We start from the raw sequence: 14,264 nt of genomic DNA on the forward strand, positions 1-14,264 counted from the left end.
ATTATACGCTGACTTCATTTCTCTATGGGATGAATGCGCGACAAGATATTTTTAATAAATGTAAGCAAAGACTTATTTTGAATAATAATTATTCATGAAGCTTGTGTTCTAAAGATGCATTTTCACGATTATTGAGCAGAAAAATTAAATTCTTTTGCTGATCTTCATTTAGGTTTTCACGAATGAGTTCGAAAAAGCTTTGTGCGCTATCTAGTGGTTCTTGAAGATGATCGATGTGTTCTGAAATATCAGTTTCAATATCATCTAAATTTAAATTCAGATTTTGATAGATTTCATCGAATTCTGCTTGAAGCGTAGGTGCAAGAATAGGATGTAATTGCTGATTTTCTAATTGTAAGCATTGATAGTCTGAAGCATTTTCTAATAATTCTGTGCGATTACCTGTCACGATAATTTGCACATGTGGAAATGCTTTATTCAAGCGAGCCAAAATTGTTGCGCATTCATCTTGATCGAGTTGTTGGTCAATTTCATCTATTAATAAAATCCCTTCGCCCTCTAAACATGGGTATAAGTTCGCAGTATTTAACAAACATAATCGACGAACAATATCACCCACCAAAGCAATCCAATTTTTCAAACTATTGGAAAGTTGTTGGAACATCATGCTCTTACCTTTGTAGGTCACCATGAGTTGTAATTTGGGTAAGTATTGTAAGTAGATATTTGTGAGTTCAGGAAATATCGTAGCAAGGGTATCTTTTAAAGCGGTTAAACTTGGCGCATGCATTTGGTTATATGCATTAATTAAAGCTGCGCTTAAATCTTGATGTGGGTCTTCACCATGTTGATTGGCAATTAAACGATTCACTAAGTCTGTGGTTTGTGCATTTTCAATGTCTGAAATTTCACGAAACCATTCAAAAAAACGAGCAAAAGTGGTGTATGGAATTGTTGTAATTTCATAGGCATTGCCTGCTTGAAAAATGGCAGGATTATTTTTGCTTATTAAATTGATTTCGTGAACGAAACGCTCAGAAGGGTAATAGGCAATAAGCGGTAAACCTTGTAATGGATCAAGTTGCATCGCTTTTTGATAAAGCGTAACGAGCTTTTCTAATTTTTGAGTTTCAGCTTTGCTATGACCTGCTAAGGCTTTTGTTTGTGTTTTATAAAGTTGCCAATCACATATTTGAGTTTCAATTTCGCTTGAATTGATAGATTCAGGAAGTGAGCCAATTTCTGTTGGAATATGAACTTTAATATCAATTTTAGACTGTAGACGGCCTTGTTTGATGTCTTGGTCTGGCAAAACAGCACCTGCTGTTCGTGCATCTTTATAACGTGCTGAAAACCAAGTGAGCGCTAAAAAAGTAGAGCGAAGTAAAGATGTTTTACCTGAACCTTGATCACCTAAAATAAGCGTAATAGGTTTGTCGTGATAATGAAACTCTATCTTTGTGTCAGTAAAATGCGTAATGTTTTTGAATTGTATCGATTTTAATTTCATAAGATACCTGCATTAATTAACCCACAGCTTTACGTAGTGATATTGGCATTTTTATTTTGAGTTGTTGAACCAAATCGTAAATATGGTGAATATTTAAGCTTAACTTAGCGCGAGTACATGCGACGTATAATAAACGTAATTCTTCATCGCTAATTTTAAAGTCTTTATCGTTCAGTCTAAATTGGTAGTCATCTTCAATATGAACACGATTCCACTCTAAACCTTTGGCTTTATGCGCTGTAGAAATAATATAGTCGGCTTGATCAATAGGTGTGATTTTCGCTAAAGCACGTTTTAGCGGATCTGTTCCATGATCATCAACGAGTTTAACCAATGGTTTGATGTCGCTACCATCGTTGGTTTCACAGTATTCGTGAACATCGTGCCAAGAATTAAACCAAGCCAATTCAGGCACATCGACAACACGTTTGCCTTGCTTGAGCATGCTTGCAGCATCCACAAATTTATTTAATCTCACATGATCTGCTTGCAAGCTGACTTTATCACCATGAAGCAAACCTGAAAGTAACAGTTCCATGGCACGTGCATTGGTACGACATAAAATTGCATCACGCATTTTGGTATGTGGTTTATTCACAACTTTGGAATTGAGTTGTGGATTACCCAATAACGGCACGGTTTCATTCAATGCACCTAAAATGGCATTGGCATTCAATGCAATTTCTTCACCAAAACGGAACGATGTCGTTAAGCGAGATTCGGGCAAGGGAAGTTGCTGCATGGCATTAACAGCGCCACGCCAAGCATAAATTTGCTGATGTGCATCGCCGACATAAATAACTTGTGAATTTCGCTGTTTCAGCAAAATTCCAAGCATGAGCGGGTCTGCATCTTGTGCTTCATCAAATAAAACATAGTCAGATGGAATGTTCGGTTCAGACAAAGCCCAAAGTTTTAAATAAATATCGTGTCCAATTCCTGCTTCATGATTTGGATCAATCGATTCTAACCAACGACGCTCAACGGCTTTATACAAATGAATTTGTAAAGATTCAATATCATCAGGATGCAACCAACTAGGCGCTTGAATATGTCGAGGAGCAGGGTATTGCGAGCTTGTAGAACAGAAATAGCTGACGGTATTGGCAACCAAACTTGCTAATCGTGAAGGCATTAAAACGTATTTTTCATAACGCCCACCCATCATACGTCGAAGCGTAATCGGTTCTAATCGATACTCTTTGGCAATAAAACTTGGGCTTAAACGCGGTAAACGTAATTTATCGGTGATTCCACGTGGAACACTTCTATAAGCCAAAGAGTGAAAAGTTCGACACTCGACATTTCGGTGAAATTTACTTTGTGCTTCTGCGGCAATGGTTTTGTTGAAAGCGAGATACATGCCACGTCTTTGTGGCATGGCATCGCTAATCATTTGTAATGTGGTGGTTTTACCTGTGCCTGCATAGGCAATCACTTTAAAAGATTTGCCTAGATGTGCGTTATCAATCGCAGTTGCTTGTTCATAGGTCGCACTTGGTTTTTTATTTTCAGACACAGATTATTTACTTTTAATTAATGCTGGCGATTCGATTTTTCAACCAAGCCAGATAAACCTTGACGACGAGCAAGTTCGTTGAGCACCAATTGAACATCTAAATCGAAGTAACCCAGCATCACAATGGTATGGAACCAAAGATCAGCGACTTCGTAAATGACATCATTTTTGTTGTCTTCATTGGCTTTTGAGTCAAAATCTTTAGCAGAAATAATGGTTTCAACACTTTCTTCACCCACTTTTTCTAAAATTTTGTTTAAACCTTTATGATAAAGCTTCGCCACATAAGATGAGTCAGGATCGGATTTTTTACGATCTGCCATCATTTTTCCTAAATAAGACAAAACATCCACTTGTTCAGATTTTGCAGTTGAAGCATTCATTGCAAGCGTATGTGGATTTGTCGATTTCTCGCCATAAATTTGGTTCGGATCTTTAATTTGAGCGTCTACAATTTCCCAACCATTTGGCGTAAGTTTACGATAGAAGCAAGATTCACGACCTGTATGACATGCAATTCCGCCGTGTTGTTCAATTTGAAGAACAATTACGTCTGCATCGCAATCTAAACGAATTTCATGAACGGTTTGGAAATGACCTGATTCTTCGCCTTTGTGCCACAATTTATTACGCGAACGAGAAAAATAAACCGCTTGGTTTTTTTCAGCCGTTAAGGTTAATGCTTCACGGTTCATCCACGCAACCATTAACACACGACCTGTTTGATGATGCTGAGCAATGGCAGGGATTAAACCTTGTTCGTTAAATTTTACTTCATCGAGCCATTGCACATTATTCATGAGTATTTCACCAAAATATTTTCAAAAAATTAATCAATACGTCTGCCGTATCGTTTCGATAGTGTACGGCATCCACATCCTTTTAAGGAAATAAATCTTAATCTATTTTTAAAGTGTTTAGGGCAAAATCTGTATGATCTTTCGCGGGTTTTGCAATATCTGCATAATTCATTGTTTGCAACATATTCGATTTTAAGCCTGAAATCGTAATCGCCATTTCTTTGCGGAAATAGGGGATTTGATACATGCTTAAAAAGGATAAATCTCGAATTGGTCCTGCAATTTTGGAATGTGATTGATACAGCGGTGTAAGTAATCGGCTAAAAAATTGGTAAAAACGAATGGAAGGTTGTCGATGCTGATGATAACTTTTCCAAAGTTCATTTAAGTCTAAATTGTCTTTTTGTGTTGCTATTTGGAATGATTGCCCTAAAGCCCAAGCATCCAGCAAAGCCATATTTGCTCCTTGCCCAAGTTGCGGACTCATTGCATGAGCAGCATCACCAATGACGCCAATTCTGCTTTCGCCAAATTTAGACATCACCACATCTCTATAATTGGCAGATAGCCATTTTTCTTGATTGTTCTCTTCAGGAAGTACGGTTTCAAGCCATTCTGCGGCTTTACTCCATCTTTGATGAACCTGATGTAGCCACTTTTGCTGAGATGCTTTATCTAATAAAAAAGAATCGAGCTGTTCTGAGGGCATGCTCCAAAAAACACTTGAAAGTTTATTCGTACTATGTGGAATAGCGCCTGTTGGCATAATGCCCATCATGGTTTGGGCTTTGTCATAAAATTGATGCAAAATTTGAGGATTCAATTCTTGGCACTCGGGCACAATAATCCACTTTGCACCCCAAGGATAAGGCTTATTTACTTTCACCCAAGCTTCGGGGCGAATAGAACTTCGTGCACCATTGGCAACAATCACCACATCAAAAGCAGCTTCAAATTTGCCATTGCTCGATGTTCCTTTAATACGGATGTCATCTGTATTTTCATTGAGCGTATGAACATCATGCCCCATATACCAATGAATGTGATTTGGAAATTCGCGAGCTTTGCTTTCTAAAACATGACATAAGCTTGCACGATGAATACCAAGTCCGTAGAAGTTTTCATTCGCTTGTTTATAGTGACTATTTACAAGCAGTTGTCCATTGGCAAGTTGACCTTCAAGACCTGTAACAATTGTACCAAGTTGAAGTGCGTGTTCTAAAATACCTAGATGTTCAAATACGGCCAAACCTGAAGGCTGGAGGAGTAAACCCGCACCTACAGGATCTAGATTTTCCGCTTTTTCAAAAATACTGACTTGAATGTTTTGCTTGGCTAAAAGAATTGCAGATGCAATACCTGCTGTGCCAGCCCCAATAATGGCAATATGCTTTTTAATCATTAAATTTGAATAAATATATTTGATCTTATTGTTTTGATTATCTCGATAATTAAGAAAGAAGTAAATTACATTTAGTGTACTAAGTATACAAATTCCACCCCTATTATTAAGAAATATTTAAATATTTGTTGATTTTAACAATCAATAAATTTGCTTATTTAATTGGGACGGAAAAATTAGATGAAAAAAATGACGTTGCTTGTAACGGTTATATTTATAAGTATGTTGCTAACGGCTTGTTATACATTAGATACTTGGAAAAAATTTCCAGTCAATGAAAAAAAAGAAACATTTCATATGATTCAAGAAGATCAAGTTGCTGGTTTTGTTAAAGTCATTCAAAAAAATGAACCTACAAAATTTATGGTTGTTGGTCAGAATTATGCCTATTTGATAGAAAATGGGAGTTATCAGATTAATGAGCTTCTGTTGTTATCTTCGAAAAATAAAAAGCTCGAAATTATGACGAATTCAAGAGATGGTCTGCAATTAACAGTAGATCCTAAACAACATAAAAACTATGAGTTCAAGTCTACTTTAGGGTTTAAATTTACAATAGAACAACCAACGCTACAACAAAAAGAAATATTAAAAACATTATCAAATAAATTAAAAACAAAGACATATGTCGTAGATAAAGAACAAGAATCTTATTTAATTACATATATTCCAATAGACGGAAAAATTATTTTACTCAATGATGAAATGAACGCGATGAAGCGAGAAAACATGTCGAAAAGTTATTTAGTGAAAGTTGGTTATTTCGAGACGGAGAAATCGGTAAGTTCGAGTAACTTGCTATTTAATATTTTAATGACACCCATAAGTTTAGTGGCTGATGCTATCATTATGCCTTTAGCTAGTATTGCCGTAATTGGGGATTCAGTTAGTCCATAAATTTGAATATAAATGAAAAGAGAGTAGCTATTAATTAGCTACTTTTTATTTCACAAATCGTACATGAATTCAGCAAAATTTTGCTTTTCAATCATTTCTAAAAATTCATCGCCCAAACGCTGACTTTCAGAAATGCTTTGTTTCCAAAGTTGAATACGCTTGCTTTGATCTAAACCTTTTAAGGTGAAATCTTTACGGTCAGGCAAACGTCCCAAAGGCAATGAAGCCAAATACTCTTGAGATGGAGATAACAATAAAGTACGTGCTTGATTCTCAGGATTCGACTTTCTGTTTTTTAACATTTTATCGAACCACCCAGGCGTAATGCTGTCGGTAAAATGTGGATATAAAACAATGCCTTTACTTTGAAATGGTAAGTCGATGTGATAATCAATTAAACCACCATCACGGTAACTTCCTTGAGGTGCATTTGGAATATTTCGAACAGCAGACATCACCCCTGGAATTGAAGCAGATGCCATCAGCCAAGCTAAAATATTGTCATGATTCAAGGTTTGGTAATGTGTGACAAAATCATCTTCAACTTTAAATTGTTCGCCTATATTGGGCTGACTAATCACGCGTTGCATAAATAAACGATTATGTTTACGTGCAATGGCATTACTACTGACAATACCTGCAACCGAAGCAAGTAAAGGTAAGGCTTTATCACTTTGGAAAATATGCTGAGATTTTACCGAAAGAACAGTTAAGTGATAATTAGGATGTTCGACAAGTTGTTGTTCTTTGCCTTGAATTAATTCGAGTAGCATATTGCGACAAATATCACCGACTTCTTCACGTGACATTTTATTAGTGAAATGCAAATTTGTATAAAGATCAGAAAGTTTTTCTGTACCGTCTTTTGCCTCCCAAGCCAAAATACTCGCAAAACGCCAACTGCCAATACTTGAACCAATGACGGTTCTACGTTGTGGTGATTGCGCAAGAAAGTTGCCGAAAATAGCTTGATCTAAACCTTGTATACCAATACCTTTGGGACCACCTGCTGCTCCGGGAAGCGTATCTACTTGAGATGCATGTAAGCCTTCTTTTTCTATAAGCTGACGCGCAAGATGACCTGCACGAATATTTAAAGCAGGTGGTTGTTTTTTTAGAATTTGCATTACAATTTTTAGATCATTACAAACATGTAAACTATTGTAGATGTTAGATATTTAACAACAATGGCAGGAGTAGTCACTTGTTGACTCATGAGTCATGCCATCATTCTTTTCGTAAAGCTAAAAAAATACCTGCTCAAAAGCAGGTATTTTTTTATTAAAGTTATCTTTATTTAAACTATTTTTTAAATCATCTTTATTTAGATACACGCCAAATTGCCAAGAAGCCAGCAAGTACAATGAGTACTGTCGATACGTACCATGGTGCAATAACGGCAATAGACAGGAAAATTGCCATAATACTGCCAAAAATCCAACTGCGTTTTTGCTGATGTTCCATCTGCAAGCGCATACTTTGCAATTCTTGTAATTGCTTTGCTTGCCACGCAGATTGGTTTTTTAAACCATTTAAGCTATCAATCATTAAACTTGGTAAATCTTGTGCACCAAGAAGTAAGTCAGGAATTTGCTGACCTAACTCTTTGATATTTTTCACAGGATTCATATTGGCTTTCACCCAATCTGTCAGGATGGGTTTAGCAAGTTGCCAAATATCTAAGTCAGGATATAAGTCTGTACCCAAACCTTCAACATGTACTAATGTTTTCAATAAAAGCATAAGTTGAGGTGGAATTTCCAAATGGAAACGACGTGCAATATCCATCACTTCAAGCAAAATACCTGCAAAATCGAGTTCGCTCATTGGTTTTGACACCATTGGGCCAACAGTACGACGCATTTCTCTTGCTAATGTATCTTGATCTGTTCCCGGTGGAATCCAACCCGCTTGATGCACAATTTGAATGAGTTGCATGAAGTTGCTGTTCATGACAGCAAGTAACATACGTGCAACGGTCATTTGATCGTGCTTAGACAGCTCGCCCATAATGGCGCAATCGAGCGCAATATAACGTGGCTTGCTTGGATTAATGGTTTCTACAAAAATATTTCCCGGATGCATATCTGCATGGAAAAAGTTATCGCGGAACACTTGGGTAAAGAAAATGGTTAAACCTTTTTCAGCCAGATCTTTACGATCCATCCCCAATTTATCGAATGTTGCGGTATCTGAAATTGGAACGCCTGTAATACGTTCAGCCACCATCACATCTTTGCTATCCATATACACTTCAGGCACATACATCATGCTAGAGCCTGTGAAGTAATGGCGCATACGACGTGTGTTTTCTGCTTCTAAAGTTAAATCGAGTTCTTTTAAGATGATTTGACGATAGTCTTGAATAATTTCAGATAAATGAAGCGCACGAGCAGCTTCTAAACGTTTTTCTAAGCTGTGACCCAACCACTCTAAGATTTCAAAATCTTGAATAATTTGCGCACGAATATCGGGGCGTGTCACTTTTACAACAACTTCACGACCATCGTGCAGGGCAGCAGTATGAACTTGTGCAATAGATGCTGCTGCTAAAGGTTGCTCATCGAAACGTGCAAATAGGGTTGCAACATCTGCTTTAAGTGAGTGTTGAATACGTGATTTTACAACATCTACACCGTATGGTTTTACTTGGTCTTGTAGAAGCGTGAGTTGTTGTAAAACTTCAGGTGGAATTAAATCACGACGTGTTGAAAGCAACTGTCCCATTTTAATGGCAAGCGGTCCCATATCTTCCAAAGCTTGTTTTAGCCTTAAAGGATTTTTACTTTCTTTGCTTGACCACGCAGCAGGGTGCATGCGGATTATGCTTAAAATATGTCGTGCTTTTTCAGGTAATTCATCCGCAGGGAACAACGTGTCGAGTCTATAGTGCGCTGCAATACGCCAAAGTTCGAGTAAACGTGAAACGTGCGGAATCATATATGTAATTACCTAATTTTGAGTTGTATTTTCTAATGCATCGACTTGTGTTTGAAGCTGTTGAATTTTTGCTTCAGCACGGTCTAAATTTTGTTTGAAAATGCGAGTATCTTGATTTAAATCGTCCATTTGCCAACGTGAGGCAAATAAGCCTGAATCTTCTTTCAAGGCATCTTCAGCAAAGAATGCATAACTTTGCAAAGTCTTTTTTAAATGTTTTGGCGCACGTTGAGTTTTACCAATTTCATGTGCAAGGCTAGCACCAATCCAAGGACTTAAATGCGCAGCTAAATCGGGTTCAGCTTGTTGCATAATTTTTTGAATATCTTGCAATAAGTGATAATCGCCTTGTAGTGGAATGTTTCCCACTTCATCTGAAACTAAAAGTTTAAGCAGTTCAACGACATTTTTTACATGTAATGTTGCTGTTGCTTCAAAAACTTGTTGGTTTTTATCGAAAGGGCGTTGTTCAAATATTGAAGATGCTTCGCTATGACCTGTGACTGTTGGTTCTAAACGAACTTTATTTTCATCGAAGAAAACATCAACTGAAAGCTGTGGTTGATCTAAAACCACACGAAGCATTTTGCCTTGAAGTTCATTGAGCTGAATGCGAGTAATCGCATCCAAATCAATGATATGGTTAACGAATCGTTCAACTGCACCAAGTGCCAGAATCGACCACATAGTCATAACCTTAAAGTTTGAAACCACGGTGAACAGCAACAACACCCGCTGTTAAGTTGTGATAATCGCAGTTTTGGAAGCCCGCATTTTCCATCATACCTTTTAAAGTACGTTGGTCTGGGTGCATACGAATTGATTCTGCTAAATATTTATAACTTTCTGAGTCATTCGCAATAATTTTACCCATAATTGGTAAAGCGGTGAATGAGTAGAAGTCATAAAGTTTAGAGAATGGCTCGAATACTGGTTTAGAGAATTCTAGAATAAGTAAGCGACCACCTGGCTTAAGAACACGGTACATTGCAGCAAGTGCAGCATCTTTATCTGTTACGTTGCGTAGACCAAAAGAAATGGTCAAAAGATCGAAGCTGTTGTCTTCAAATGGTTCTAAAGTTTCAGCATTGGCAAGAACGAAATCGACATTGGTGCAACCTGCATCAATTAAACGATCACGACCTACATTCAGCATAGATTCGTTAATATCTGAAAGTACAACATGACCTGTTGGACCGACTTCACGACTAAATACTTTTGCTAAATCGCCTGTGCCGCCTGCAATATCAAGTACACGTTGACCACGACGAACGCCAGACATGTTAATTGCAAAGCGTTTCCAAAGACGGTGAATACCAAATGACATTAAGTCATTCATGATGTCGTATTTGCTTGCTACAGAATGGAATACTTCAGCAACTTTTTGCGCTTTTTCTTCACTATTGACAGTTTGATAGCCGAAATGTGTTGTTGCACCTACATTGCCTGTATTTGCACCACGTGGAAGATTGTATTTAGGTACAGCACTAGAACCTGTTACAGGTGTATCTGAAGCAGGAAGTTCTAAAGATTGTTGTTGACCTTGTGGCGCACCTTGAGGAAGTGGCTCGGTTAGAAAAGGACTCACTTTGTCTGTTTGTGCCGACGCAGAAGAAGAGGTAGGCGTTTGATTTTCATTCGACATTTGAGTCACTCCTAACATAAGAATAGGGTTAATTTTGCAATGCTAGCATGATGACAGATTCTAAGTCGATGTACAGCAATCAGCGTGCAATTGTTATGAATAATATACAGGAAAATAAAGCTTAGACTTATTTCCCCTTTAAATAGTTTTGTCCATTATTGAAATGGATTTAAATCGCCTGCATGAACTTTATCAACAATTTGTCGCTCTATTGCAGTAAATTCTTTTACAAATTTCTCTGCCGACTTTAACGGTTTTAGCGCCAAAAAGCCATCTTGCATAAAGTCATACATAATGTCGAAGTGGTATTTAGCCGCAGCGCCTTTACACATTTTAAATGCAGCTTGAACCATAAATGAGCGCATGTATTTGTCTAAACTGATGCCTAGCTCATCGAGTAAGCGTAGTTGTTTTAAACGGTTTTCACCTTGATTGAGTTTTAAATAGGTGAGGCGCATCATTTCATCGCTTAATGCAGGATTATTTGGATAATCTTCAAGTAATTGAATAGCGACTTGTTCATCTAACTGAACGGCTAAAATGGCTAGTTTTACGCCTGATGTTCCTGTTGTGATGGCATTTTCAGGAATGAGTTTTTCGGCTTTATGTGCATATTTTACAATTCGTGCAATTTGCCCTGCAAGTGCATCGAAATCTGGCCCGCCATACAGTCGATTTAAAAAATATTCTGACATTAAAATATTTTGCTTTTCTGCAAATTGTTTTGCATGTGTGCGTTGTATTCGTTGTTTTTGCCATGCTTGAACGTCTTGCAGGCGGTAAAAAATGTCCTGATTTTTATGGTATTTCAGTTGGTAATAAAGTTCTAAAAGCTCATCTAAAACAGCAAGTTTAGACATGTATCGTCTCAGGTGATGTACTTAATAGGCGAATTTTAATTGTTGTTGGCTAGATTCGCTATGGTTTGGAAGAAAAAAGTTGGGGAAGTATTAGATTTATCATTTAAACAAATAAGGCTAAATAGTCAAAAAATACAATCTTGTAGTACATTGTTTGAAATGAAAAATTGGGGGCAAATAAAATGATGAGATTAAAAACTTGCTTGCTCAAGGCGATGTTTCTAATGAATGACTAGATTTGTCAGATGTTCCTGAAATTATAAATAGGAGTAATGCTGTTCGTAATAACCAAATTAATTGTACAAATAAAAAAATAGATTTTTATTGATAGGGCAAGACTATTGAGTAAGAAAAATTATATTTGCCGTTTAAAATCATGTGCAATAAATAAATTTGCATCTTGTTCATTTTCAAAACTAGCAATCAATTCAGGCTTATCCCTTTCTGTATAGTAAATATTCCATTTCTGCTTTTCATATAGAAGGCTAAGACAATCAGATTTTTTAATTTTGTCGAAAGAATATCTATCATTACTTATGTATATGCTGTTTAAAAATAATATTAGCTCACTTCTTGTCATTTTTTATTCTTCTTAGATTAGCATTGGGAAGATTATTATTTACCAAAAAATCTCTCATACCAAACTCTATTTTTTATATACTCAAATCATAGGGTATGAAAAGTATGAATAACGATGATAAAAGAAACTGAATTTAAACTCATGCAAGAAGAACTATTATCTGTAGAGTTAATTGAAGCTCAATATTCCATGAAAGAAACCAAAGGCAAATCGAACGCTAAAAGTTTACTGATTTTGGTCAATGGAATTGAATTAGCAGGTAAAGGCGAAGCCGTTAAACAACTACGTGAATGGGTCGATCCACGCTATTTACGAGTAAAAGCAGATGCACCCTATATATTCGACCATAAAAAAACATTTTGGCAACCCTATTCACGTTCCATTCCTGCCGAAGGGCAAATTATGGTGATGTTTGGTAACTGGTATTCAGACCTATTATCCACCGCATTACATGTATCAAAACCACTAGATTCAACCCTATTCGATGAATACGTGGAAAATATGCGTGCCTATGAACAAGACCTAAAAAATAACAATGTAGATGTCATTAAAATTTGGTTCGATCTCTCTTGGAAATCCCTACAAAGCCGTTTAAATGAAATGGATCCGAGTGAAGTACATTGGCATAAATTACACGGTTTAGATTGGCGCAATAAAAAACAATACGACAGCTTACAACGCTTACGCCAACGCTTTACAGACGATTGGGTGATTGTCGATTGCGAAGATAAAACGGCACGAGATCAACAATTTGCCCAACATATATTACGTAAATTAAAGCATCTTCCAGAACATCAAGCCAAAGCAAAAGGCAAATGGAAACAGGCGAAAACACCTGAAATCCTAGTGAATCCTCCTAAAAATGATATTGCGGAAGATGAATACAAAGCCGAACTGAAAAAGCTGACAAACAAAGTGTCTAAAGCTTTACGTTTCGATGATCGAAATGTAGTAATTGTATTTGAAGGTATGGATGCAGCAGGAAAGGGCGGAGCAATTAAACGAATTGTGAAAAAGCTCGACCCACGTGAATATGAAATTCACACCATTGCAGCACCTGAAAAATATGAATTGGCTCGACCCTATTTATGGCGTTTTTGGACAAAGCTACAACCCGAAGAAAAGATCAGTATTTTTGATCGATCTTGGTATGGGCGAGTTTTGGTAGAACGTATTGAAGGCTTTGCCAATGATGCAGAGTGGCAACGTGCTTATAACGAAATCAACCGTTTTGAAAAAGATTTATTCGATAGCCGAACTTTGGTTATTAAGTTTTGGCTTGCAATTAGTAAAGATGAACAAGAACGTCGTTTTAAAGCACGTGAAGAAACACCGCATAAACAGTTTAAAATTACTGCGGAAGATTGGCGGAATAGAGAACGTTGGGATGACTATTTAAAAGCAGCCGCAGATATGTTCGAGCGTACAAGTACTGAATATGCGCCGTGGCATATTATTGCAAGCGACAATAAAAATTACGCACGTTTAGAAGTGTTAAAAGCCATTTTAAAACAATTGAAAGCAGATTAAGTCTGTAAAAAACCTCTGTCATTTACTTAAAATGGCAGAGGCTGAATATTAGGTTCAAATTTAAGGTTTATTGAATAATGGTCGTTGTTTGCTTTTGTTGAATTTGTTTGGCTAAGCGGTAGCAATCTTCAACATGCGCTTCGGCTACTTTTTTCATGACAAAATAGCCCAAGCTTGCAGCAATAACTTGTCCGCCAAGTGGAATAAATTTGGTGATTTGTTTGGTAATGACTTTTGCCGCAATATTATTTAATGATTTTTTAACCGCAGTACGAGCAACAACGAAGCCTGAGAACTCGATGCCACGTTTGCGTAGCTCTTTCCAATGAATTTCTTTGGTTGCAGGATCATAGACACTAATTTGTTCAGGTGCTAAACCAAAACGTGTATTAATTTCGGGAATCAGTTGTGACAAGATACCAACGTCAATCACAACATCTAAGAACGGTACAGGAATAACCGCAGCACCTGCAGAAAAATAAGAACGCTTTTTCACAAGTTCGAGGCATTCCGCACGAATAGCTTCAATATTCAGCGTTGGATCAAGAGATTCAGGAATATTATCTATTTTCATATTATTAAGTACCTTAAAACGCGTAAAACTTTTTAGAAGATGTTTT

13 protein-coding genes are annotated in these 14,264 nt (G+C 36.9%); 2 read left to right on the top strand and 11 right to left on the bottom strand.

Going from position 1 to position 14,264, the window contains the following annotated elements:
- Nucleotides 1-88 precede the first annotated feature (88 nt).
- The 4 genes from GTK57_RS07575 to GTK57_RS07590 all read right to left on the bottom strand — a co-directional run bounded on the left by GTK57_RS07575 (nt 89) and on the right by GTK57_RS07590 (nt 5,192).
- Nucleotides 89-1,471, bottom strand: coding sequence for an AAA family ATPase (locus GTK57_RS07575; protein ID WP_163122291.1), 1,383 nt, complete (start codon nt 1,469-1,471; stop codon nt 89-91).
- A 16-nt stretch (nt 1,472-1,487) separates the two neighbouring features.
- Nucleotides 1,488-2,990: a UvrD-helicase domain-containing protein gene (locus GTK57_RS07580; protein WP_163122294.1), complete on the bottom strand. Its 1,503-nt coding sequence runs from the start codon at nt 2,988-2,990 to the stop codon at nt 1,488-1,490.
- A gap of 17 nt (nt 2,991-3,007) precedes the next feature.
- Nucleotides 3,008-3,790 (bottom strand): bifunctional phosphoribosyl-AMP cyclohydrolase/phosphoribosyl-ATP diphosphatase HisIE, encoded by a 783-nt coding sequence (hisIE, locus tag GTK57_RS07585; protein ID WP_163122297.1) that lies wholly within the window; start codon nt 3,788-3,790, stop codon nt 3,008-3,010.
- A 97-nt stretch (nt 3,791-3,887) separates the two neighbouring features.
- Nucleotides 3,888-5,192, bottom strand: coding sequence for an FAD-dependent oxidoreductase (locus GTK57_RS07590; RefSeq protein WP_163122300.1), 1,305 nt, complete (start codon nt 5,190-5,192; stop codon nt 3,888-3,890).
- A gap of 180 nt (nt 5,193-5,372) precedes the next feature.
- On the opposite strand from GTK57_RS07590, the gene GTK57_RS07595 reads away from it, so the two are divergent.
- Nucleotides 5,373-6,089 carry a hypothetical protein gene (locus GTK57_RS07595; RefSeq protein ID WP_163122303.1) on the top strand — a complete coding sequence of 239 codons (717 nt, stop codon included), beginning with the start codon at nt 5,373-5,375 and terminating at the stop codon, nt 6,087-6,089.
- A gap of 50 nt (nt 6,090-6,139) precedes the next feature.
- On the opposite strand, the gene GTK57_RS07600 is transcribed toward GTK57_RS07595, so the two are convergent.
- The 6 genes from GTK57_RS07600 to GTK57_RS07625 all read right to left on the bottom strand — a co-directional run bounded on the left by GTK57_RS07600 (nt 6,140) and on the right by GTK57_RS07625 (nt 12,114).
- Nucleotides 6,140-7,216: a patatin-like phospholipase family protein gene (locus tag GTK57_RS07600; protein ID WP_163122306.1), complete on the bottom strand. Its 1,077-nt coding sequence runs from the start codon at nt 7,214-7,216 to the stop codon at nt 6,140-6,142.
- Between the two features lie 193 nt (nt 7,217-7,409).
- Nucleotides 7,410-9,029: an ABC1 kinase family protein gene (locus tag GTK57_RS07605; RefSeq protein ID WP_163122309.1), complete on the bottom strand. Its 1,620-nt coding sequence runs from the start codon at nt 9,027-9,029 to the stop codon at nt 7,410-7,412.
- A 12-nt stretch (nt 9,030-9,041) separates the two neighbouring features.
- Nucleotides 9,042-9,716 carry a ubiquinone biosynthesis accessory factor UbiJ gene (locus tag GTK57_RS07610; RefSeq protein WP_163122312.1) on the bottom strand — a complete coding sequence of 225 codons (675 nt, stop codon included), beginning with the start codon at nt 9,714-9,716 and terminating at the stop codon, nt 9,042-9,044.
- Nucleotides 9,717-9,726: 10 nt separating this feature from the next.
- The gene (gene ubiE, locus GTK57_RS07615; protein WP_163122315.1) at nt 9,727-10,674 is read right to left on the bottom strand and encodes a bifunctional demethylmenaquinone methyltransferase/2-methoxy-6-polyprenyl-1,4-benzoquinol methylase UbiE; all 948 of its coding nucleotides are present in this window, start codon (nt 10,672-10,674) and stop codon (nt 9,727-9,729) included.
- Nucleotides 10,675-10,829: 155 nt separating this feature from the next.
- Nucleotides 10,830-11,534 (bottom strand): FFLEELY motif protein, encoded by a 705-nt coding sequence (locus tag GTK57_RS07620; protein ID WP_163122317.1) that lies wholly within the window; start codon nt 11,532-11,534, stop codon nt 10,830-10,832.
- 355 nt (nt 11,535-11,889) lie between these two features.
- The gene (locus GTK57_RS07625) at nt 11,890-12,114 is read right to left on the bottom strand and encodes a hypothetical protein (RefSeq protein ID WP_163122320.1); all 225 of its coding nucleotides are present in this window, start codon (nt 12,112-12,114) and stop codon (nt 11,890-11,892) included.
- A 114-nt stretch (nt 12,115-12,228) separates the two neighbouring features.
- Between GTK57_RS07625 and pap the strand changes: the two genes are divergently transcribed.
- A complete protein-coding gene (gene pap / locus GTK57_RS07630) occupies nt 12,229-13,644 on the top strand; it encodes a polyphosphate:AMP phosphotransferase (protein WP_163122323.1) in 1,416 nt (471 codons plus the stop codon).
- Nucleotides 13,645-13,711: 67 nt separating this feature from the next.
- Here the strand turns inward: pap and GTK57_RS07635 are convergent, their stop codons facing one another.
- On the bottom strand, nt 13,712-14,218 hold the full coding sequence (locus GTK57_RS07635; protein WP_152874854.1) for a hypothetical protein: 507 nt from the start codon (nt 14,216-14,218) through the stop codon (nt 13,712-13,714).
- Nucleotides 14,219-14,264: the final 46 nt, after the last annotated feature.

Origin of the sequence: Acinetobacter portensis, from assembly GCF_010646905.1 — a bacterium.
In the GTDB taxonomy this organism is placed as follows: domain Bacteria; phylum Pseudomonadota; class Gammaproteobacteria; order Pseudomonadales; family Moraxellaceae; genus Acinetobacter; species Acinetobacter portensis.